We start from the raw sequence: 22,834 nt of genomic DNA on the forward strand, positions 1-22,834 counted from the left end.
GTCAGGCGCCGAATGCATCCTTCAGAAAGCCCGGCGCGATGTAGCGCTGATAATGGGCCTCGGACAGCAGGAAGAACTCGCGGTCGATCGCATCGCGCAGCTCCGGCAATGTCCAGTCACGAAACTCCGGCAACAGCACGAAACCGTAGGCCTCGACCTGGCTGATGACCCGCGCGCCGCGCGCAATCAATTGATAGGCCCAGCAATACTCGGACTGATGCGGCACGAAGCGGATCTTGCGCTGGGTGAGCTGCATGCGCAGCTTGTCGGCATCGAAGATTTCCAGCTTGGCGGTCATCACCTGGACCAGCAATTGTTCCAGACGCAGCCAGACAGCTCTTTTTTCGTCTTCGTTGTAGCCGTTCCAGTGAATGACCTCGTGGTGGAACCGCTTGCAGCCACGGCAGACCAGATCCCCGTAAACAGTGGAGCAAAGGCCGACGCAGGGTGTCTTGATGATGTAATCAGGCATGTCAGGCAGGACTGGGGAAGGCGAAACAGGCGCTTATGTTAGCCCTTTGTCTAAGCAAGTTCACCCCCGAAGATGTAGGGGCTAACTTACCTTTAGCGAAGTTTTGGCGTAGAATCAGCGAGCCTTTTAAGGCGCCAATGTCCGTTGGAAGCTGTTTTCAAAGCGTCACGAGCACAGTCAGGTTAACCCCGCATTGCGGCGTCGACAGGCCATTCCCTCATCACGAATGGCCGTGTCGACCGTCCCTCACCCCGTTCTGCAGGCGTAAAACTTTGAAAACAGCTTCTGTTAGGAATCGCCGACACCCTGCCAACAAGGTTCAATAAGCCTTGCGTGGGCGCGGACGATTTCTGGATGAGCGTCCCGGACACCCATTTGGGACCACTGATGAGGGTTAATACTGTGCTTGAAGCCTACCGTAAACACATCGAAGAGCGTGCCGCCCAGGGTATCGTGCCCCAGCCGCTTAACGCCGAGCAAACCGCAGGCCTGGTCGAGCTGCTGAAAAATCCCCCGGCTGGCGAAGAAGCTTTCCTTGTCGACCTGATCACCAACCGCATTCCACCAGGCGTTGACGAAGCTGCCTACGTCAAGGCCGGTTTTCTGTCTGCCCTGGCCAAGGGCGAAGCCACTTCTCCCCTGATCGACAAAAAACGCGCTACCGAACTGCTGGGCACCATGCAGGGCGGCTACAACATCGTCACGCTGGTTGAACTGCTCGACGACGCCACGCTGGCGCCCGTTGCTGCCGAACAGCTCAAGCACACTCTGCTGATGTTCGATGCCTTCCACGACGTCGCCGAAAAAGCCAAGAACGGCAACGCTCACGCCAAGGCGGTCGTGCAGTCCTGGGCTGACGGCGAATGGTTCAAGAAGCGCCCGACCCTGGCCGAAAAAATCAGCCTGCGCGTCTTTAAAGTCACTGGCGAAACCAACACCGACGACCTTTCCCCGGCACCTGATGCCTGGTCGCGCCCGGACATCCCGCTGCACGCTCTGGCCATGCTGAAAATGGCCCGCGACGGTATCGTTCCTGACGTACAGGGCTCCATCGGCCCGATGAAGCAGATCGAAGAAATGCGCGGCCAGGGCTTCCCTATCGCCTACGTCGGTGACGTGGTCGGCACCGGTTCTTCGCGTAAATCGGCAACCAACTCGGTACTGTGGTTCTTCGGCGACGACGTTCCTTACGTGCCGAACAAGCGTGCCGGTGGCTTCTGCTTCGGCACCAAAATCGCTCCGATCTTCTATAACACCATGGAAGATGCTGGCGCTCTGCCCATCGAATTCGATGTCTCGAACATCAACATGGGCGACGTGATCGACGTTTACCCGTATGCGGGCAAAGTCTGCAAGCACGACAGCGACGAAGTCATCACCACCTTCGAAATGAAGACCCCGGTGCTGCTCGACGAAGTTCGCGCTGGTGGCCGTATCCCGCTGATCATCGGCCGTGGCCTGACCAGCAAGGCACGCGCCGAACTGGGCCTGCCGGCATTCGACCTGTTCAAGACCCCTGACCAGCCAGCCGAAAGCACCAAGGGTTTCACCCTGGCGCAGAAGATGGTCGGCAAGGCGTGCGGCGTCGCCGGTATCCGTCCGGGCACCTACTGCGAACCGAAAATGACCACCGTCGGTTCCCAGGACACCACTGGCCCGATGACCCGCGACGAGCTGAAAGACCTGGCCTGCCTGGGTTTCTCGACCGATCTGGTCATGCAGTCGTTCTGCCACACCGCAGCCTATCCGAAGCCGATCGACGTCAAGACGCACCACACGCTGCCTGACTTCATCATGACCCGTGGCGGCGTATCGCTGCGTCCGGGCGACGGCATCATCCACAGCTGGCTGAACCGCATGCTGCTGCCGGACACCGTCGGCACCGGTGGCGACTCGCACACCCGTTTCCCGATCGGCATCTCGTTCCCGGCCGGTTCCGGTCTGGTCGCGTTCGCCGCTGCCACCGGCGTCATGCCGCTGGACATGCCCGAGTCGATTCTGGTTCGCTTCAAGGGCAAGCTGCAACCTGGCATCACCCTGCGTGACCTGGTTCACGCCATTCCTTACTACGCGATTCAGGCTGGCCTGTTGACCGTAGAGAAGAAAGGCAAGAAGAACGCCTTCTCCGGTCGCATTCTGGAGATCGAAGGCCTTGATAACCTGAGCATCGAGCAGGCTTTCGAGCTGTCCGACGCCTCGGCCGAACGTTCGGCTGCCGGTTGCACCATCAAGCTGGCCAAAGAGCCGATCATCGAATACCTGAACTCAAACATCACCCTGCTGCGCTGGATGATCGAACAGGGTTACGGCGATCCGCGCACGCTGGAGCGTCGTGCTCAGGCGATGGAAGCCTGGGTTGCCAACCCTGAGCTGCTGGAAGCCGACGCAGATGCCGAGTACGCTGAAATCATCGAAATCGATCTGGCCGACGTCAAGGAGCCTGTGCTCTGCGCGCCGAACGACCCGGACGATGCGCGCCTGCTGTCGTCGGTACAGGGCGAGAAGATCGACGAAGTGTTCATCGGTTCGTGCATGACCAACATCGGCCACTTCCGCGCTGCGGGCAAGTTGCTGGAACAGGTCAAAGGCCAGTTGCCGACACGTCTGTGGCTGTCGCCGCCGACCAAGATGGACGCGCACCAGCTGACCGAAGAAGGCTACTACGGCATCTACGGCAAGGCTGGCGCACGTATGGAAATGCCGGGCTGCTCGCTGTGCATGGGTAACCAGGCACGCGTGGAACCGAACTCGACCGTTGTCTCGACCTCGACCCGTAACTTCCCGAACCGTCTGGGTGACGGCGCGAACGTCTACCTGGCCTCGGCCGAGCTGGCGTCCGTTGCTTCGATTCTGGGTCGCCTGCCGACCGTCGAAGAGTACATGGGCTACGCCAACCAGATCGACACCATGGCCGCGGACGTGTACCGCTACCTGAGCTTCGATCAGATCGCCGAGTTCCGTGAAGCCGCTGCAAACGCCAACATCCCGGCGCTGCAAGTGTAATCACCGCGCAACGCGTTAAAAGAACCCCATCCTCGTGATGGGGTTTTTTTGGCCTCAAATTTCCACTGACATGTATTTTTCACACTCAAATGGCTATAGTGGCGGCCCTTGTTGGGGAGTAGCCTGCTCTTGACCCCGGTCACTGAGCGTTCGTATCAACATTCTCGGCAGCATGCCGTGGTACGAACACCTTCTGGTTGGCGAGACCAACGATGCATCCATGCCTAAAGTCGGGCGTGTGGTTGCGTCGTTGACTCATAGCCCGACTGGATATAACCGTGAACCCGATTTCCCTCCTCTTTCTCGCGCTTGCCATGTCCACGGACGCCTTTGCTGCGGCCCTGGGTAAAGGAGCAAGCCTGCACAAACCGCGCTTCATCGAAGCGTTGCGTACCGGCCTGATTTTCGGTGGGATCGAGACCATCACCCCGGTCATCGGTTGGGGCATCGGTCAGGTGGCGGCCCGCTTCGCTGAAAGCTGGGACCACTGGATCGCCTTCACGCTGTTGCTAGTGCTCGGCCTGCACATGATCTACAACGGCCTCAAGCATGACGACGCTGAAGAGCAGGAAAAACCAGGTTCGCATTCATTCTGGATTCTGGCCGTTACCGCCTTCGCCACCAGTATCGATGCACTGGCGGTTGGCGTAGGCCTGGCGTTTGTCGACGTCAATATCATGGTTGCTGCGCTGGCTATCGGCCTGGCCACCACCGTAATGGTTACCATCGGCGTAATGCTCGGTCGCGTGCTCGGCACCATGGTCGGCAAGCGCGCTGAAATCGTTGGCGGCATCGTGCTGATCGTGGTCGGCGCGACGATTCTGTACGAGCATCTGACTGCGGCGGCCTGACAGGCAGATCGAACCCCGTAAACGCGCACAAAAAAACCGCATCTCTCGATGCGGTTTTTTTATGGATCAGCCTGTTACAGCCAGGTCAGACCGTAATGCTCTGCCCGCTCATGGCCAGGTCCAGCAACTCGCGATTGGCGACTGCGTACATCGCGTAGTCGGTACCGCTCGCTGCACGGATATCGACCAGCATGGCACGCCAGCGCTCGACCATCAGCGAATGTTGCTCCAGCCACAGGGCCAGACGCGCTTCGATATCCGACGGGCCATCAGCCATTTGCAGAACCGAAACAGTGATCGCCCGCTGTTGCCAGTCGACATCGTCACGAAACGCTTCACGCGCCAGGGCTTGCCAGTTGTTTTCCACCGGCAGGCTGCTGATCTGCTGCAAGTACCAGGTAATGTCCAGCGCGCTGCCGACGGCGAAATACGCCTTGGCGACGTCTGCAGCGTTCTGCCCGGTCACGTCGGACGCTTCGATGATCGGCAACAGCGTATACAGGTGCGTCGTTCCGGCGACCATGCGCGCCAGCAATTCCGGTACACCGGCTTCGACGTAGGCCTGATAGCGCGTCTGCCAGACCTCGCGGGTCGGGCCTTCGAGCAGTTCGTCGAGCTTGAGGCCCAGCGCGGCGAGGTGCGGACCGAAGTGCGCCACGTCACGACCGGCATCCAGCTCGTTGCGACGGCTGCGCAGGAACCAGCGTGTGGCACGCCGGCCCAGACGCATCAGCTCATCCATCAATGCCAGCTGGATTTCTGCCGAAACCTTGTAGTCCAGTGCTTCGATCTGACGGAACCAGTGCGGCAAGTGGAAGATGTCGCGCACGATCACGTAAGCACCGGCCACCGCCGCAGCACTCATGCCGGTCGACTCTTTGAGCCGCTGCACGAAGGTGATGCCCATGTGGTTGACCAGATCGTTGGCGATCTGGGTGCTGACGATTTCACGCTTCAGGCGGTGACCGCGCATGGCTGTGGAGAACCTGGCACCCAGCGACGGCGGGAACGCGGTTTCCATGTCACGCGCCAGATAATCATCATCCGGCACGCGGGATTCCAGCAAGGCTTCCTTGAGGTCGATCTTGCTGTACGAGATCAGCACCGACAGCTCGGCACGGCTCAAGCCCTGTTTGGCCGCAACCCGCTCGGCAATCTGGTCTTCGGCCGGCAGGAACTCGATGGCCCGATCCAGCTTGCCGCGCGCTTCGAGATCGTTCATCAAACGCTTGTATTCGGCGATCCGCTCGTAGGCGCGGCGCGCAGCCAGTGACAGCGCCTGGGTCTGCTTATAGTTGTTGCCGAGCACCAGGTGGCCCACTTCATCAGTCATGCTTTCGAGCAGCTGGTTGCGCTGCTTTTCAGTCATGTCACCGGCCTGCACCACTTCGTTGAGCAGGATCTTGATGTTCACTTCGTGGTCGGAGCAATCCACACCGCCAGCGTTGTCGATGAAGTCGGTATTGGTCGCGCCACCATTGAGGCCGAACTCGACACGGCCCAGCTGGGTCATGCCCAGGTTGCCGCCCTCACCCACCACCTTGCAGCGCAGCTCGTTGCCGTCGACGCGCAGCGCATCGTTGGCCTTGTCGCCCACGTCGGCATGCGATTCTTCGCTGGACTTGACGTACGTACCGATGCCGCCGTTCCACAACAGATCGACCGGCGCTTTGAGCAGCGCGTGCAGCAGTTCGGTCGGCGTCAGCTTGTCAGCCTTGATGTCGAAACGCGTCTTCATCTGCTCGGTGATGGCAATGCTCTTCAGGCTGCGCGGGAAAATTCCGCCGCCAGCGGACATGATGCTGGTGTCGTAATCGGTCCACGACGAACGCGGCAGATTGAACAGGCGCTCGCGCTCGGCAAAGCTGGTGGCCGGGTCCGGGTTCGGATCGATGAAAATGTGCAGATGGTTAAACGCTGCGACCAGTTGCAGCTTGTCAGACATCAGCAAACCGTTGCCGAATACGTCACCGGCCATGTCACCGATACCGATCACGCTGATGCTGTCCTGCTGCACATTGATGTCGCGCTCGCGGAAGTGACGCTGCACACCTACCCACGCGCCCTTGGCGGTGATGCCCATCTTCTTGTGGTCATAACCGGCCGAGCCGCCGGAGGCGAACGCATCACCCAGCCAGAAGCCGTAGTCGATGGCGATGCCGTTGGCGATGTCGGAGAAAGTTGCAGTGCCTTTGTCGGCAGCCACGACCAGGTACGGATCGTCGTCATCGTGGCGCACCACGTTGACCGGCGGTACCAGCACGCCTTCCTTGAGGTTGTCGGTAATATCCAGCAGGCCCGAGATGAAGATGCGGTAGCAGGCGATTGCCTCAGACTGTATTTCATCACGATTGCCATTGGTCGGCAGGCGACGCGGCACGAAACCGCCTTTGGCACCGACCGGCACGATGACCGAGTTCTTCACCTGTTGAGCTTTTACCAGGCCGAGCACTTCGGTACGGAAGTCTTCCTCGCGGTCCGACCAGCGCAGGCCGCCACGCGCCACGTTGCCAAAGCGCAGGTGCACGCCTTCGACACGCGGCGAATACACGAAGATCTCGAACTTGGGTACCGGCTTTGGCAGCTCGGGGATCAGGCGCGGGTTGAACTTGAAGCTGAAGTAGCTCTTGCTCTGGCCGTTGGCGTCGGCCTGATAGAAGTTGGTGCGCAGCGTGGCTTTGATCAGGTCCAGATAACGACGCAGGATGCGGTCTTCGTTAAGTACCTGAACGTCGTCCAGCGCGGTCAGAATCGCCTGTTCCAGACGCAGTTGCTTGTCGTCCAGATCGTCGGAACCCAGCTTGCGCGCCAGATAGAAACGGGTCTTGAACAGACGCGTCAGTTCGCGGGCGATGTCCGTATGGTTGTTCAGCGTGGTCGCGATGTAGCCCAGATCGAAGCCCAGGCGAATCTGCTTCAGGTAACGCGCATAGGCTCGCAGCAGCGCCACGTCGCGCCAAGGCAGGCCAGCTGTCAGCACCAGACGGTTGAAAGCATCGTTTTCGGCATCACCGCGCACGATGTGCACGAAGGCGTCCTGCAAGGTGTCGTTGAGCTGCTGAATGTCGAGATTCAGCCCTTCGCCGTAGGTAAAGGCAAAGTCGTGAATCCAGAACTCGCGGCCATTGGCATGGTGCAGACGATACGGGAACTCACCCAGCACGCGCAGACCGAGGTTTTCCAGAATCGGCAACACGTCGGACAGCGCCAGCGGCGTGTCAGCGTGATACAGCTTGCAATGCAATTGCTGGCGGCCGCCGGCCAGTGGTTGGTAAAAGCTCATTACCAGCGGGTTGCTTTCGCTCAGGCTCAGCACGTGCTGCATGTCGACCACGGCCGAATGCGCCGCGAAACGCTCGCGATAACCGGCCGGGAAGCCTTTCGGGAAGTCGGCCAGCACGTTGGTGCCTTGCGCTTCGCCGAAGCTTTCCACCACCAGGCTGGCGTAATCGTCTTTCCACGAACGGCAGGCCTGAATGACTTCGTTTTCCAGCTGGACAACGTCGATGTCCAGATTGATCTTCGGGTCGACCCGCAGAATCAGTTGCACCCGCGCCAGTACCGACTCGGAGAAGAAGGTCCAGAACTCGCAGTCGCTGGCCTTCAGGCGATCCATCAGCACCTGCTGGATCTTCTGCCGCACTTCGGTGGAATAGACGTCACGCGGCACATAGGCCAGGCAGTAGCAGAAGCGGCCGTACGGGTCTTTGCGCAGGAACACGCGGATCTTGTTGCGCTCCTGAATCTGCACAATCGACATGACGGTGGTGAACAACTCGTCCACCGGCGTCTGGAACAAGTCGTCGCGGGGCAGCACTTCGACCACCTGCGCCAGTTCCTTGCCCAAGTGCGCCTTGGCATCGAAGCCGGAACGGCGCTCGACTTCTGCGACCTTACGGCGAATGTACGGAATCTGCCGCACGCTCTCGCCATACACCGACGAGGTGTAGAGGCCCATGAAACGGCATTCCTTGATGACTTTGCCGGACGCATCGATCTGCCGGATCGACACGTAATCCGGGTACGCCGGACGGTGCACGCGGCTCGGGTGCGCAGCCTTGGCGAACGACAGCAGCACCGGCTCCTGCAGGTATTTCACTGCGTAGTCTTCGATGTGCAGGTCTTCGTGGGTGAGGCCGGGACGCAGCAGTCGGGTCAGGCCCAGGAACGACGATTCGTCGTACACCAGCTGACCGCCATTGGCGTCCGTGCGCACTTCAAACTCTTCGTAACCGAGGAAGGTAAAGTGATTGTCCACCAGCCACTGCAGGAAGACCTTGATCTCGGCCTTCTCTTCCGTGTCGGTATTGGATTCGTTGGCATCGATGCTCGCCAGCAGGTCATGCAGACGCGCTTTCATCGGCGCGAAATCTTCGACCGCGACGCGCACCTCACCGAGTACCTGCTCCAGCTCGCGAGCCAGCACATTCAACTCGCTGGCACTGGCGCAGCGGTCGATCTCCAGGTACATCAGCGATTCCTGCAGCACGTCTTCGCCGCTGGTGCCTTTGGGCAGCAGCTCCAGCAGCTCGCCATTTGCGCCACGGCGCACGCAGAGCACGGTGGTTTGCAGGGTGTGAATGCTGTAGCCGCGGCGGTTCAGTTCGGTACGGACGGAGTCAACCAGAAACGGCAGGTCGTGATGCAGCACTTCAACGGCAGTGTGAGTCGATTGCCATCCGTGACGCTCGTAATCGGGGTTGTAGACCCGCACCTGCGGGTGAGCGTGTTCGAAACGCTCCAGCAGACGCCAGGCAGACAAGGTGCAGCCTGCCAGATCCGACAGGCGACGCTGGGTGAGCTCGTCCAGAGAAATAATGCCGAAGAATTGCTCGGCGAACAGCGCCACTTGTGGCAGTGCCTGTTCGCTGATGTGCTGAGCCAGTGCCGCTTGCAGTTGATGCTGGAAGTCGGCCTTGCTGGCTGCGGTGAAGAACGCCATCTGTGGTACTCCGCTTTGGCTTTTATTGGGGAGGCTTGAAGAAGGTGTTGTAACCGGGCTGCCCTCGCACTCAATTGCGCGGACATCACCTGATCGAGTGTAAAGCTAAAATACTAACGCCTGCTGTGTCAGGGTAGTCACATTTGAATTCCGGATAAAAAAACCTGTACGCAGGGGATACACCCTACACCACTCGTCTGTCATGCAGCTTAACGAGAGCTGAGCGCACACTGCTTACGAGGCTGCGACATATTCGGTCATCAGCTCGCGTTAGAATCCACGCCAGGGTGCCAGCCCCGAACGACAAATCTGGCAAAATCCACTCCACGCTTCCCCACAGCACCGGAAACCCTATGCAGATCAAGACCGCCACACTCATTGCCAACGCTTGCGACGACGAATACGACAACATGGCGCTGCTCTGCTGCCACGGAGCGGGCGGCGACCTGTTTTCCCTGACCCGCTTTCCGGATGAAAACGAGGTGGAGATCACCCTCGGCGATGACACCTCGCATACCGTATCCCGCCTTAACGTGACCGTCAGCGCCCAGCGCCTGCTGGTAGAGATCGACCCGGCGGACGCGAAGCAACTGAACGGCCATGCGCACTTTGAAATTGTCCACACCACAGACGCAGACGATCTGGCCGAGGTTCACAGAACGTTACAAATCATCATGGAAAACGTCGGCGAGTACGTCAGCGAAATCGCCTGAGGGACAAAAGCCGGTAGAGTGAGCGCTTCGCCCCCGAGGAGCTGATCATGACCGCAATCTTCGACGCCCACTGCCACATCATCGACCCGCACTTCCCGTTGATCGCCAATAACGGCTTTCTGCCCGAGCCGTTCGGCGTCGATGCGTACCTTTCGTTGGTCAAGCCCTTGGGCATTGTCGGCGGTGCCGTGGTCTCCGGTTCCTTTCAAGGCTTCGATCAAAGCTATCTGCTGGACGCCCTCGCCAGGCTGGGCTCGGGCTTTGTCGGCGTCACCCAGCTCCCTGCAAGCGTCACTGATGAAGAGCTCGACGCGCTGAATGCTGGCGGCGTACGCGCGCTGCGCTTCAACCTCAAGCGCGGCGGTTCGGAGCAGCTCGACCAACTGGAAGCGCTGGCCATGCGCGTGTATGAACGGCTTGGATGGCATTCGGAGCTGTACATCGACTCGCGAGAACTGGGCGAAATCGAGACCCGTCTGCACACACTGCCCGCCATCAGCATCGATCATCTGGGATTGAGCGCCGAAGGTTTGCCTGCGGTGCTGCGTCTGGCAGAGCGTGGCGCCAAGGTCAAAGCCTGCGGGTTCGGACGTGTCGACTTCCCGGTCCGCGAGGCGCTAAGGGATATCCACGCCGCCAATCCGAACGCATTGATGTTCGGCACCGACCTGCCGTCGACGCGCGCACCGCGCCCGTTCCAGGCTGACGACATCGATTTGCTGATCGATGCACTGGGTGAGCACGGCGCGCGTCAGGCGCTGTGGGCGAATGCAGTACAGTTTTATCGCCTTGAGCACCTTAAAGCAGCGTGAATGCGCTCACCCGAAATGCCATGTCCTACATAAACGCTGACGCAGCATGTAGGACAATTCCCTAATAACTGACCTACGCGTCCCTGATTGCAATAAAAATTGCTCCAGCCGTTAGTCGATACCGGCCTGGATGGATTAAAGTAACGCCCCCAGCTCAGCGGTCACCAGACACAGCTGATTACCTTGCCAGGAACCGTCACCGATGGAACATCGTGAAGCGCTGATAGCGCTGCGAACATTTCTTTCAACGCAAATCCTTGGCCAGGAAAAGCTGATCGAACGCCTGCTGATCGCTCTGCTTGCCGACGGCCATATGCTGGTCGAGGGCGCGCCCGGTCTGGCCAAGACCAAAGCCATCAAGGAACTCGCTGAAGGTATCGAAGCGCAGTTTCACCGTATCCAGTTCACTCCCGACCTGCTGCCTGCCGACATCACCGGCACCGAAATCTACCGCCCGGAAACCGGCAGCTTCGTGTTCCAGCAAGGACCGATCTTCCACAACCTGGTGCTGGCTGACGAGATCAACCGCGCGCCGGCCAAAGTGCAGTCGGCGCTGCTTGAAGCCATGGCCGAACGCCAGGTCAGCGTTGGGCGCAGTACCTACGACCTGTCGCCGCTGTTTCTGGTCATGGCGACCCAGAATCCTATCGAACAGGAAGGCACCTACCCGCTGCCCGAAGCCCAGCTCGACCGCTTTCTGATGCACGTCAAAATCGGCTTCCCGGACGCGGCGGTCGAACGCAAGATCCTCCAGCAGGCACGCGGCGAAGCGCTCAACGGCGAAACCAAGCCCGAACGCCGCGTCAGCCAGCAGGCGATTTTCGCCGCACGCAAGGAAATCCTGGGCCTGTACATGGCCGATGCGGTCGAGGAATACCTGGTACAGCTGGTCATGGCAACCCGCACCCCGGCCAAGTTCGACCCCGAACTGGCCGAGTGGATCGCCTATGGCGCCAGCCCGCGCGGCTCCATTTCGCTGGACCGCTGCGCCCGTGCGCATGCTTGGCTGGCCGGACGCGACTTCGTCAGCCCCGAGGACATTCAGGCGGTACTGTTCGATGTCTTGCGCCACCGGGTCATTCTGTCATTCGAGGCCGAAGCCGCCGGCATCGATCAGGACCGCGTGATTCAGCGCATTCTTGACGTCGTGGCCGTCGCCTGACCCCATGCAACCCTTCCTGATCCCTCAGCCGGGCATTCGTGTCAGCCTCAGCGAGCTGATCGAGATGCGTCATCGGGTGCGGGAAGTGCAACTGTTTTCAACCCCGAGCCGACGCAGCCCGTTGATCGGCCTGCATCACTCCAAACTGCGCGGGCGTGGTGTGGATTTCGATCAGGTGCGGGTTTATCAGGCCGGCGACGACGTGCGCAGCATCGACTGGCGCGTCACCGCCCGCACCCAGGAACCGCACACCAAGCTGTTCCATGAAGAGCGCGAACGACCGATCTTCATTCTGGTGGAGCAGAGCCGTCGGTTGTTTTTCGGCTCCGGGCTGATGTTCAAATCCGTGCTGGCGGCTCAGGCTGCCGCATTGATCGGCTGGGCCGCGCTGGAGCACAACGACCGGGTCGGCGGGCTGGTGTTCGGCGATAACGAGCATTACGAAATCAAGCCACGGCGCAGCAAACAGAGCCTGCTGCAACTGCTCAACCGCCTGGTGCGGGTCAATCAGTCACTGCACACCGAGATCCCGGCAGACCGCGATGCCTTCGGTACTGCGTTGCGTCGGGCTCGGGAAGTGCTGCGCCCCGGCAGCCTGGTGATCGTGCTGTGTGACGAACGCGCGCTGTCCGATGCCGCCGAACAACAGTTGAGCCTGCTGTCGCGCCACAGCGATCTGTTATTGCTGCCACTCTCCGACCCGCTTGACCGTGCCCTGCCCGCCGCCGGCCTGCTGCGCTTTGCCGAACGCGACGCGCAACTGGAACTCGACACCCTCAACCCCGAATTGCGCCGGGCCTACCGGCAACAGGGCGAAGAGCGCTCTGCGCGCTGGGAGCTGCTGGCGCAGAAGCTGCGGGTATTGCTCTTGCCGCTGAGCACTCAGGCCGAACTGGTCGAACAACTGCGTGAGTACCTGAACATCCAGAGCCCGGTGAAGCGCAAATGAACCCACTGGATCAGCTTCAGCCGCTGATTGCTCCCGAGGCAGTCGGCTTATGGCCGCCCGCTCCCGGTTGGTGGCTGCTGGTGTTGCTGATTCCGCTGGCGGCCTGGGGCATGTGGCGTCTGCGCGTGCTGTTACCGGTCAAGGCCAGCCAAAGCCGCAGCGAACAACCCCTGGACCCGGTACGCGTCGCCGCTCTGGCGGAGCTGGCCAGCCTGCCCAAACCCTATGATGGCGCGCCGGCTGGTGCCTGGCTGCAACAGATCAACGGTCTGCTCAAGCGTCTGTGCCGCAACCACTACCCGCACAGCCAGAGCCACACGCTCAATGGCCGGAAATGGCTGGCGTTTCTGGATAACCGATGCCCCGCCGCCGGCCTGACGCGCTGGATGATTCTGGTCGAAGGCGCCTACAAGCCCGAGTGCAAACTGGACGACAAGGCCATCAGCGGGCTGACCCAGGCGGTCGACACCTGGATTCGCAAGCATGTTTGAATTCGCCTGGCCCTGGGTCTTCGTCCTGCTGCCCTTGCCGTGGCTGATGCGGGTTCTGCTGCCGGTCGCCGACAGCGGCGAACCGGCACTCAAGGTCAGCTTCCTCAGTGAGCTCGAAGGCCTGAGCGGACGCCGCGCCAAAGCCAACCTGCCGGTCTGGCGTCAGCGGGCACCGGTGATTCTGATCTGGCTGCTGTTGCTGATCGCCTGTGCCCGCCCGCAATGGCTGGGCGAACCGCTGCCGGTGGCCGCCAGCGGGCGCGATCTGCTGGTGGCGGTCGATGTGTCCGGCTCGATGGATTATCCGGACATGCAGTGGAAAAACGATGAAGTCAGCCGACTGGTGCTGGTTCAGCAACTGCTCGGCGACTTTCTCGAAGGCCGCAAAGGCGACCGGGTCGGCCTGATCCTGTTCGGCACCCAGGCCTTTCTTCAGGCACCGCTGACCTACGACCGCCGCACCGTGCGGGTCTGGCTCGACGAGGCGAAAATAGGCATCGCGGGCAAGAACACCGCTATTGGCGATGCCATCGGGCTGGCGCTCAAACGCCTGCGCATGCGCCCGGCCAACAGCCGGGTGCTGGTGCTGGTCACCGACGGCGCCAACAACGGCGGGCAGATCGATCCGATCACCGCCGCGCGCCTGGCTGCTGACGAGGGTGTGAAAATATACACCGTCGGTATCGGCTCGGACCCGGATAAAAGCGCCCTTCAAGGCGTGCTGGGCCTCAACCCCAGCCTCGATCTCGACGAACCGACGCTCAAGGACATCGCCAGCCTCAGCGGCGGTCAGTACTTCCGTGCCCGCGACGGTGCCGAGCTGGACAAGATCCGCATCGCCCTGGACGCACTGGAGCCCGTCGCGCAACAACCCACCCAGGCGCGTCCGGCGCAGATGCTTTATCAATGGCCGCTGGGCGCCGCCCTGCTGCTCAGTGTCCTGCTGGTATTGCGCGAGTTGTGGCCAAACAACGCGGTGCAGCGCCTGCTCACGCGGCTGCGTGCCATTCGCTGGCGCGAGCGCCTCGGGCGACTCTGGAGGTCACGCGGATGACTGCGCTCTGGCCGTACTGGTTCCGCCCGTTATGGCTGCTCATCGTGCCCTTGCTGGCACTGCTGATCTGGCGACTCTGGCACCGGCAAAAACGCGCCGGGCGCTGGCAGATGCTGCTGCCGACTCACTTTCATGCCGTGCTGCTCAATGGTGGACGCGGCGGCAACAGCAAACTGCCGTGGCTCGCGCTGGGGCTGGCCTGGCTGCTGGCGTTGCTTGCGCTGCTCGGCCCGAGCTGGCAGCGCGTCGAACAGATCAGCCAGAAACCGGTCGACCCGCTGGTGGTGATACTCGAACTCACCCCGCAGATGCTCGCCACCGATACGCCGCCCACGCGTCTGGAACAGGCCCGGCGCAAACTGCTGGACCTGTTGCAGAAACGCAGCGACGCGCAGACGGCGGTCGTCGTCTATGCCGGCAGCGCGCATACGCTGGTGCCGCTTTCCGACGATCTGGTCACCAGCCATAACCTGCTGGAAGCCGTCAGGCCGTCGATCATGCCGCTGACCGGGCAGCGCGCCGATCTTGCCGTGCACAAGGCACTGCACCTGCTTAAACAGGGCGCGCTGGGACAGGGCCGAATTCTGCTGATCACCTCTTCGCTGAGTGAACAGGAGCGTCAAGGCATACGCGAAGCGTTGCGCGGCCAGTCGCCACCGCTATTAATCTTAGGCGTCGGCACCGCCGAGGGCGCGCCGGTCACTCAGGAAAACGGCAGCCTGCTCAAAGATGATCAGGGCGCGATTCTGGTGCCACGCCTGGACAGCAGCAGCCTTAGCGACTTCGCCGATCAGGTCGGCGGCAGCTACCGTCAGGTACGCGCCGATGATGAGGACCTGAACAGCCTCGGACTGCTGGCCACTCCTCGGCAACTGCGCAATGATGGCCAGATCGTGCAGCTCGACAGTTGGGCCGATCAGGGCCACTGGTTTCTGTTGCCGCTGCTGCTGATCGCCGCTCTGGGCGGGCGGCGTGGCTGGTTGTTGTGCCTGCCGTTGCTGTTCATGGTGCCGCAAACCAGCCAGGCGTTCGAATTCCAGGACCTGTGGCTGCGCCCCGATCAACAGGGCCAGCGCCTGCTGGAACACCATCGACCGGCCGAGGCCGCGCAGCGCTTTGAAGATTCCCGCTGGAAAGGCGTCGCGCTTTATCAGGCCGGCGACTATGCCAGCGCCGCGCAGCGCTTCGCCGAGGGCAACAGCGCGGTCGATCACTATAATCGTGGCAATGCCCTGGCACGCAGTGGCGAACTGGAGGCCGCACTGGATGCCTACGAGCAGGCGCTGGATCGACAGCCAGACCTCACCGCCGCGCTGAGCAACCGGGAACTGGTGCAACGTCTGCTGGATCAGGCCAATGTCCAGAAACCGGCGCAGGACGAGCAAAGCAAGGCGGATCAGGGCGAGGAAGGCCAGCAGGCTTCGCAGGACCCTAACAGCAGCGCAGCGCCCGCCGATCAGAACCCGTCGCGGTCCGATCAGACAGGCACCAGTGAAAGCCTGCCACCGGACACCCGTGGTCAGGCGACAGTGGCTGCTCCGACGGACGATGAACAAACCACTCGCCCGCCGATCCAGCCCGCTGACGGTGCGATCACCGGAGAGCGGCGTCAGGAACTGGAACAATGGCTGCGACAGATTCCGGACGATCCGGGCGAACTGCTGCGGCGCAAGTTCCGCTACGAACAGCAACATCAGGAAAAGACCCGATGAGTCGCGTGTACACCCTATTGACCGGTCTGCTGCTGGGCCTGGTCGCCCTGTCATTGCAGGCTGCGCAATTGACGGCCAGTGTCGATCGCACACGCCTGAGCGCGGGTGAAACCGTCGAACTGACGCTGGAAACCGATGACGTCACCCAGTTCGGCAAGCCGGACATGAGCGTGCTGGATGGCAGTTTCGAGGTGCGCGACACGCGTCAGCTCAACAGCCTGAGAACTCTGGACGGCAATAGCCAGGCGACCACGCGCTGGATCGTCACCCTGCTGCCGCGTGCAACCGGCAGCGTGGTGATTCCGGCCCTGCAACTGGGCGATCTGAAAAGCCAGCCACTGACCTTGCAGGTCGTGCAGAGCGAGGCCAAAGAGCAAAGCAATCAACAGGCACCGATCTTCATTGAAGCGAGCCTGGATCAGGACAGCGTCTATGTTCAGGCGCAGGCTGTTCTGACCCTGCGCGTCTACCATTCGGTGTCGCTGTTCGACGACAGCAGCCTGAGCCCGCTGCAAGTGCCGGACGCGCGGGTCGAGAAACTGGGCGATCCACGCACCTATGAAAAGCTGATCAATGGCGTGCGCCATGGCGTGATCGAAACGCGTTACGCGATTTACCCGCAGCAGAGCGGCGCGCTGACCCTTCCGGCGCAAGTGTTTAGCGCGACACTGGTACAGACGTCCGCCGAAGGCTCGCATGGTCAGGAAGCCAATCCGTTCGGCCCGCAGCCGGGCAAGTCGGTGCGGATCAAATCAGCCGAAGTGACGCTGGCCGTCAAGCCCAAACCCGCCAGCTATCCAGCCGATGCCCCCTGGCTGCCGGCGCGCAGTATCAGCCTCGAAGAAAACTGGAGCCCGGAGCCCGGCAGCACTCAGGTCGGCGATTCACTGACGCGCACCCTGACCCTCAAGGCCGAAGGCCTGGCCGGCGCGCAACTACCGCCGCTGCCCGCCACCGACGTGCCCGGCCTGCGGCGTTATCCGGACCAGCCGCAACTGCGTAACCTGCCCAGCGAGCGCGGTCTGATCGGCACCCGCGAAGAGCGCGAAGCACTGGTGCCCGCGCGTGCCGGAGCAATCGATCTGCCCGCGGTCGAAGTGACCTGGTGGAACACCCGCGAAGATTATCTGGAACACACCAGCCTGCCCGCGCGCACCTTGCAGATCAACAGCAATCCCGGCCTGGCGGTGGACACGCCGGTCAACAATGACATGAGCGGCGTGACCGTGATCGGTCCGCCGGTCTGGCCATGGCAGGCGAGCACCCTGCTGTTTGCCTGCACCACGTTGCTGGGTTTCGGCCTGTGGTGGCGCGCCCGCGGACAACCGGCAATCGCCCGGACCGTGCAGAGCGGGCCAAGCCCGCGTACCGTGCTGGACGACCTCAAGCGCGCCTGCATGGCCAATGACCCGCAAGGCACTCGTCAGGCACTCGATGCCTGGGCTCGTCAGCAGCCGGAAACCCTGGCTGAAATGGCCGCACGCTTCGTGCCGCTGTCCGATGCGCTGGACGGCCTGAACGGTGCGCTGTACAGCGAGACCGGCAAACTGTGGCTGGGCCAGGACCTGTGGCGCGCCGTGCGCAAACTGCCCGCCGCCGAACGTGTTCAAGACCCGGCAGGCGATGCCGGCTTGCCGCCGCTGTATCCCAAGTGAGGATGCAGCGCAGGCACTCCCTCTTCACGACAAGGTAAACCAATGCGTCTGTTTCACACCTCTGACTGGCACCTGGGTCAGAACCTGCACGGTCAGGAGCGGGATTTCGAACACGCCTGCTTTTTGACCTGGCTGCAGGCCCGTCTGGCCGAACGACAGCCTGATGTGCTGCTGATCGCGGGCGACATCTTCGACACCGTCAACCCGCCGGTCAAAGCTCAGGAACGCCTGTACGACTTCATCGTCAACGCCCACGAGCAACAACCGTCACTGACCATCGTGATGATTGCCGGCAACCATGACTCGGGCTCACGCATCGAATTGCCTGCCCCGCTGATGCGCCGCTTGCGCACCCATGCGCTGGGCAGAGTGATGTGGCTGAACGATGGCGTGCTGGATGTCGAGCGCCTGCTGCTGCCACTGCCCGACGCCCATGGCGACATCAAAGCCTGGTGCCTGGCGCTGCCCTTCCTGCGCCCCGCCGAAGTGACCGGCCCGACCCTGGGCGACAATTACCTGCGCGGTATCGGCCGGGTGCATGAACTGCTCATCGAGGCCGCCAATCTCAAGCGCCAGCCGGGTCAGGCCCTGATCGCCATCAGCCACGCGCACATGGCGGGCGGCTCGGTTTCGGAAGATTCCGAACGCAGTCTGATCATCGGTAACGCCGAAGCCCTGCCTGCCAGCCTGTTCGGGCCGAGCATCACCTATGTCGCGCTGGGCCATTTGCACAAGCCGCAACGGGTCAATGGCGAAGAACGCATTCGATACAGCGGCTCGCCCATCCCGCTGTCGTTTTCGGAAATCGGCTATCAGCATCAGATTCTGGAAATCAATTGCGACGGCGACGCCCTGACCAGCGTCGAGCCCTTGCTGATCCCCCGCGCCGTCAACCTGCAACGCCTCGGCCCTGTAACGCTGGCCGAACTGCTGGTGCAACTGAAGGCGCTGCCCGACGTCGACCTGCTCGCGGACCCGGATCGTCAACCCTGGCTGGAAGTGCGCGTGCGTCTGGACGAGCCGCAACCGGACCTGCGCAACCAGATCGAGACCGCCCTGCAAGGCAAAGCCGTGCGGCTGGTGCGCATCGGTGCTGAATACGCCGGTAACGGCAGCGCCGACGGCAGTGACGGCGACACGGGATTGATCGAGCTGGACCAGCTCAGCCCGCAGGAACTGTTCAGCCGTGCCTGGCTGGACAACTATGGCAGCGAGGTCGACGAACAGACCCTTACCGACTTCGCCACGCTGCTGCGTGAAGTCCAGCAGGAGAGCGAACAGTCATGAAAATACTGGCCATTCGCCTGAAAAACCTCGCCTCGCTGGCAGGCCCGTTCGAACTGGATTTTACCGCTGAGCCGCTGGCCAGTGCCGGGTTGTTCGCCATTACCGGCCCGACCGGCGCGGGTAAAAGTACGTTGCTCGACGCCTTGTGCCTGGCGCTGTTCGGCGCGATTCCGCGGCTGAGCAATATCGGCCAGTCCAAGGTGCCGGACATCGACGGTGACATTTCCACCAGCGACCCGCGCACCCTGCTGCGACGCGGCACCGGCAGTGGTTACGCCGAGGTGGATTTCATCGGTATCGACCAGCGCCGCTATCGTGCGCGCTGGGAAACCAATCGCGCGCGCGACAACGCCACTAAAAAGCTCCAGGCCAGCCGCCAGATTCTCACCGACCTGGACAGCGAGCAGATCCTCAGCAACCAGAGCAAGCGTGAATTCGAACAATTGGTCGAAAGCCGTCTGGGCCTGAACTTCGAGCAGTTCACTCGCGCCGTGATGCTCGCTCAGAGCGAGTTCAGCGCCTTCCTCAAGGCGGATGACAAGGAACGCAGCGAGCTGCTGGAAAAGCTGACCAACACCGCGATCTATAGCCAGCTCGGTCGGCGCGCTTACAGCAAGAGCAAAGAAGCTGAAGAAGCGCTGAAAACCCTGACTGCGCAGGCCAGTAATATCGTCCCTCTGGCCCCGGAACAACTGGCCGAACTAGAACAACGCTTCAACGATGCCCAGCAGCAGCTCAAAGCCCGTCAGGCACAACAACGGCAACTGGAGCTCAAGCAGCAATGGCTGATCGAGCTGCATCGCCTGCGTGACGAACGACTCGCGGCCCACGAAAGCCTGACGCGTGCGCAGCAGACCTGGGACGAGCAGAGCGTTCAGCGGCAGACGCTTGCGCAACTGGAACGCCTGGGGCCACAGCGTCACCGCTTTGCCCGCAAGGCCACGCTGATTGCCCAGCTCACCCCGCTGGCCGAGCAGATCAGCCAACACCAGCAACAGCAAACATCGTTGCAGAACCAGCAGCAACAACTGGAAACCCGCCGCACAGAGGCGCAAGCCAGCCTGTTGACGGCCCAGCAAGCGCACGGCAGTGCAAAGCCGCTGTTGCAACAGGCGTTTGACGCGCAGAACACCCTGAACCATCTGGCCGAGGAGCTGGCCAAAGCCACCGATCTGCATCAGCAGACCGGGCAGTTGTGCGCTCAGGGTCAGGCCGGCCTGCAAACCTTGCTCGACCAGCAGCAACAGGTTGCGCAACGCCTTGAACGTATCGCCGAACAACTGCAACACAGCAGCGACCTGGCCCCGCTGGCCCAGGCGTGGAGCGCGTGGCGTGACCGTCTGAAATCACTGACCCTGATCGCCAACCGGCTCAAGCACGGGCAGCAGGAACTGCCTGCCCTGCAACAGCGCGCCAGCGAAGCCGATCAACAGCTGACCGAGCAGCGCAACGCACTGGAATTGCTCTACCGGGAAGCCGATTGCGAAGTCGAAGCGGTGACCGAGCAGGTGCAGATTCTCGGCAGCCTGCTGCAGGACAATCGCAAACAACAGCGCGCCTTCGAAGAGCTGACCCGCCTGTGGGCCAGCCAGCAGGACGTCGACCGTCAGCTCGCTGATCTGGCGCAGCAACAGCAAAGCGCCCAGCAGCAACGCGACCAGCTCAACAGCGAAGGCATCCGCGTTCGCGACGAACTGGCCGTCGCCGAACAGACCCTGAGCGTCACCCGGCAACTCTTGGAACGTCAGCGTCTGGCGCGCAGTGCCAGTGTCGAAGAACTGCGCGTGCAGTTGCAGGATGACCAGCCCTGCCCGGTGTGCGGCAGCGTCGAACACCCCTGGCATCAGCCGGAAGCGCTGCTGGAAAGCCTCACTCGGCACAACGACAGCGAGCAGGCCAGCGCGCAGAAGGCTGTGGACCTGCTGACCGAGCAGCGCAATCAGTTGCGTGAACAGGTTGGCGGCGTGATCGCCCGGCAGAAAGAACTGCTGCGCCAGCACGATCAGCTGATTCAGCGTCACCAGGCATTGGCACCAGACCTTGAGGCTCATCCGCTCGCCGCTCAATTGCTGGACCGCGATGCAGACAAGCGTGACCCCTGGCTGAGCCAGCAGTTGAGCCAGTTGAACGACGTCATCGCCCGCGACGAGCAACGCCAAGAGGCCTTGCTGACCCTGCAGAAAGACGCGGCCCGCTTGCAGCAGCAACTCCAGACTGCAACCGAAACCAGCCAGACCGCCGCGCGCCACGTTGCCGACCAGCTCAAGCAACTGGATGCCGATCAGCAGCGGCTGGAAGAAGAACTGGCCGCATTCACGCCACTGGTTTCGCCGCAGGTGCTCGAAGGCCTGCGCAACGACGCTTCGGCTACGGTCATGCAGCTCGAGCAGCAAGTGACTCAGCGGCTGGACCAGCTTGAGCAGCAAAGCGAAGAGCAGCAGGAACAGCGCGAACGCCAGCAGAAGATCGAGAAGGAACAAATCGAACAGCAAACCCGCCTGCAACGCCAGACCGAACTGGCCCTTGAAGTCACCCGGCTCAGCGAGCAGCAACACGCCCGTCAGCAAGTACTGGCCGACCTGCTGGGCGAGCATGCCACAGCCGAGCAATGGCAACAGGCGCTGGAAAACGCTATCGAGCAGGCCCGTCAGAACGAGGCATCGGCAACTCAGGCGCTTCAGGCCACTCAAAGTCAGTTGATTCAGCTGGCTGCCGAGCTCAAATCCGGCCAGCAACAGCAACAAGCGTTGCTGGATGAGCGGGCGGAGCTCGAGGTGCAGATCAGCGAGTGGCGCGGGCAGCATCCAGAACTGAATGACGCTGCGCTCGATACCTTGCTGGCTTACGATGACGCGCATGTCGAGCAGCTTCGCCAGCAATTACACGCCGCGGAAAAAGCCCTGGAGCAGGACAAAGTGTTGCTGCAGGAACGTGATCAGCGCCTGCAACAGCATCAGGCGCAGCACAGCGATTTGAGCGACGACCAACAACTGACCGCCGACCTGCAACAGGCTCAGGAACACTTGGCGCAGAGCGAACAGCAGTGCGCCGACCTGCGTGCCGAGCTCAGCGAAGATCAGCGCCGCAGGACGGCCAATAGTGAACTGCAAACGCGCATCAGTGAGGCCAACAGCGAGTATGTGCGCTGGGCACGACTGGCAGCGCTGATCGGCTCGGCCGAGGGCGACCGGTTTCGCAAAATCGCCCAGGCCTACAACCTCGACCTGCTGGTCCATCACGCCAACGCACAACTCAGGCAACTGGTGCGCCGCTACCGCCTGAAACGCGGCGGCAGCATGCTTGGCCTGCTGGTCATGGACACCGAAATGGGCGACGAACTGCGCTCGGTGCATTCGCTGTCAGGCGGGGAAACCTTCCTCGTCTCGCTGGCCCTTGCACTGGGCCTGGCGTCCATGGCCTCCAGTACCTTACGCATCGAATCGCTGTTCATCGACGAAGGCTTCGGCAGCCTCGACCCGGAATCGCTGCAACTGGCGATGGACGCCTTGGACGGCTTGCAGGCACAGGGCCGCAAAGTCGGCGTGATCTCCCACGTACAGGAAATGCACGAACGGATTCCGGTGCAGATCAGAGTGCGTCGACAGGGCAACGGGTTGAGCACGATAGAGGTGGGTAACTGACAGACCTGCGAATCCATGTGGGCGAAGCGTCGCCCGGCTCGCTCACACAGACTGTGTAAAACAACAAGCCAGTGCTTCGCGTCGGCATGC

At 61.7% G+C, this 22,834-nt stretch carries 14 protein-coding genes and 1 riboswitch; of the genes, 12 read left to right on the forward strand and 2 right to left on the reverse strand.

Annotated elements, in window-relative coordinates:
• Position 1 precedes the first annotated feature (1 nt).
• Positions 2-472 carry a DUF1289 domain-containing protein gene (locus ABJ99_RS11185; RefSeq protein ID WP_007250303.1) on the reverse strand — a complete coding sequence of 157 codons (471 nt, stop codon included), beginning with the start codon at positions 470-472 and terminating at the stop codon, positions 2-4.
• A 402-nt stretch (positions 473-874) separates the two neighbouring features.
• Between ABJ99_RS11185 and acnB the strand changes: the two genes are divergently transcribed.
• The gene (gene acnB / locus ABJ99_RS11190; protein ID WP_054085892.1) at positions 875-3,475 is read left to right on the forward strand and encodes a bifunctional aconitate hydratase 2/2-methylisocitrate dehydratase; all 2,601 of its coding nucleotides are present in this window, start codon (positions 875-877) and stop codon (positions 3,473-3,475) included.
• Positions 3,476-3,581: 106 nt separating this feature from the next.
• A riboswitch (yybP-ykoY riboswitch) is annotated at positions 3,582-3,747 on the forward strand.
• Positions 3,748-3,753: 6 nt separating this feature from the next.
• Positions 3,754-4,326: a manganese efflux pump MntP gene (gene mntP / locus ABJ99_RS11195; RefSeq protein ID WP_054085893.1), complete on the forward strand. Its 573-nt coding sequence runs from the start codon at positions 3,754-3,756 to the stop codon at positions 4,324-4,326.
• An 85-nt stretch (positions 4,327-4,411) separates the two neighbouring features.
• On the opposite strand, the gene ABJ99_RS11200 is transcribed toward mntP, so the two are convergent.
• Entirely contained in the window at positions 4,412-9,268 is a 4,857-nt protein-coding gene (locus ABJ99_RS11200; protein ID WP_054085894.1) for an NAD-glutamate dehydrogenase, read from the reverse strand.
• Between the two features lie 353 nt (positions 9,269-9,621).
• Between ABJ99_RS11200 and ABJ99_RS11205 the strand changes: the two genes are divergently transcribed.
• From ABJ99_RS11205 to ABJ99_RS11250, 10 genes are all read left to right on the forward strand, one after another.
• A complete protein-coding gene (locus ABJ99_RS11205; RefSeq protein ID WP_054085895.1) occupies positions 9,622-9,981 on the forward strand; it encodes a hypothetical protein in 360 nt (119 codons plus the stop codon).
• Positions 9,982-10,028: 47 nt separating this feature from the next.
• Positions 10,029-10,793, forward strand: coding sequence for an amidohydrolase family protein (locus ABJ99_RS11210; RefSeq protein WP_054085896.1), 765 nt, complete (start codon positions 10,029-10,031; stop codon positions 10,791-10,793).
• A 202-nt stretch (positions 10,794-10,995) separates the two neighbouring features.
• The gene (locus tag ABJ99_RS11215) at positions 10,996-11,955 is read left to right on the forward strand and encodes an AAA family ATPase (RefSeq protein WP_003342804.1); all 960 of its coding nucleotides are present in this window, start codon (positions 10,996-10,998) and stop codon (positions 11,953-11,955) included.
• Between the two features lie 4 nt (positions 11,956-11,959).
• Positions 11,960-12,904 carry a DUF58 domain-containing protein gene (locus tag ABJ99_RS11220; protein ID WP_042913137.1) on the forward strand — a complete coding sequence of 315 codons (945 nt, stop codon included), beginning with the start codon at positions 11,960-11,962 and terminating at the stop codon, positions 12,902-12,904.
• Positions 12,901-13,395: a DUF4381 domain-containing protein gene (locus ABJ99_RS11225; RefSeq protein ID WP_054085897.1), complete on the forward strand. Its 495-nt coding sequence runs from the start codon at positions 12,901-12,903 to the stop codon at positions 13,393-13,395. Before ABJ99_RS11220 ends, ABJ99_RS11225 begins: the two co-directional genes overlap by 4 nt.
• On the forward strand, positions 13,388-14,449 hold the full coding sequence (locus tag ABJ99_RS11230) for a vWA domain-containing protein (protein ID WP_054085898.1): 1,062 nt from the start codon (positions 13,388-13,390) through the stop codon (positions 14,447-14,449). The genes ABJ99_RS11225 and ABJ99_RS11230 overlap by 8 nt, the downstream gene beginning before the upstream one ends.
• Complete coding sequence (locus ABJ99_RS11235; RefSeq protein ID WP_054085899.1) at positions 14,446-16,161, forward strand: vWA domain-containing protein; 1,716 nt, start codon at positions 14,446-14,448, stop codon at positions 16,159-16,161. Before ABJ99_RS11230 ends, ABJ99_RS11235 begins: the two co-directional genes overlap by 4 nt.
• Positions 16,158-17,816, forward strand: coding sequence for a BatD family protein (locus ABJ99_RS11240; protein ID WP_054085900.1), 1,659 nt, complete (start codon positions 16,158-16,160; stop codon positions 17,814-17,816). Before ABJ99_RS11235 ends, ABJ99_RS11240 begins: the two co-directional genes overlap by 4 nt.
• Positions 17,817-17,858: 42 nt before the next feature.
• Entirely contained in the window at positions 17,859-19,103 is a 1,245-nt protein-coding gene (locus tag ABJ99_RS11245; RefSeq protein WP_054085901.1) for an exonuclease SbcCD subunit D C-terminal domain-containing protein, read from the forward strand.
• Positions 19,100-22,744: an AAA family ATPase gene (locus tag ABJ99_RS11250; RefSeq protein WP_054085902.1), complete on the forward strand. Its 3,645-nt coding sequence runs from the start codon at positions 19,100-19,102 to the stop codon at positions 22,742-22,744. Before ABJ99_RS11245 ends, ABJ99_RS11250 begins: the two co-directional genes overlap by 4 nt.
• Positions 22,745-22,834 lie beyond the last annotated feature (90 nt).

The sequence above is a fragment of the Pseudomonas syringae pv. cilantro genome, from assembly GCF_001293775.1.
Lineage (GTDB): Bacteria > Pseudomonadota > Gammaproteobacteria > Pseudomonadales > Pseudomonadaceae > Aquipseudomonas > Aquipseudomonas syringae_P.

Coding starts and splice junctions, on each gene's coding strand:
- ABJ99_RS11235 (WP_054085899.1), top strand. CDS start 14,446: ATGACTGCGCTCTGGCCGTACTGGTTCCGCCCGTTATGGCTGCTCATC.
- ABJ99_RS11230 (WP_054085898.1), top strand. CDS start 13,388: ATGTTTGAATTCGCCTGGCCCTGGGTCTTCGTCCTGCTGCCCTTGCCG.
- ABJ99_RS11240 (WP_054085900.1), top strand. CDS start 16,158: ATGAGTCGCGTGTACACCCTATTGACCGGTCTGCTGCTGGGCCTGGTC.
- ABJ99_RS11225 (WP_054085897.1), top strand. CDS start 12,901: ATGAACCCACTGGATCAGCTTCAGCCGCTGATTGCTCCCGAGGCAGTC.
- ABJ99_RS11200 (WP_054085894.1), bottom strand. CDS start 9,268: ATGGCGTTCTTCACCGCAGCCAGCAAGGCCGACTTCCAGCATCAACTG.
- ABJ99_RS11215 (WP_003342804.1), top strand. CDS start 10,996: ATGGAACATCGTGAAGCGCTGATAGCGCTGCGAACATTTCTTTCAACG.
- ABJ99_RS11245 (WP_054085901.1), top strand. CDS start 17,859: ATGCGTCTGTTTCACACCTCTGACTGGCACCTGGGTCAGAACCTGCAC.
- ABJ99_RS11220 (WP_042913137.1), top strand. CDS start 11,960: ATGCAACCCTTCCTGATCCCTCAGCCGGGCATTCGTGTCAGCCTCAGC.
- ABJ99_RS11185 (WP_007250303.1), bottom strand. CDS start 472: ATGCCTGATTACATCATCAAGACACCCTGCGTCGGCCTTTGCTCCACT.
- ABJ99_RS11250 (WP_054085902.1), top strand. CDS start 19,100: ATGAAAATACTGGCCATTCGCCTGAAAAACCTCGCCTCGCTGGCAGGC.
- ABJ99_RS11205 (WP_054085895.1), top strand. CDS start 9,622: ATGCAGATCAAGACCGCCACACTCATTGCCAACGCTTGCGACGACGAA.
- ABJ99_RS11210 (WP_054085896.1), top strand. CDS start 10,029: ATGACCGCAATCTTCGACGCCCACTGCCACATCATCGACCCGCACTTC.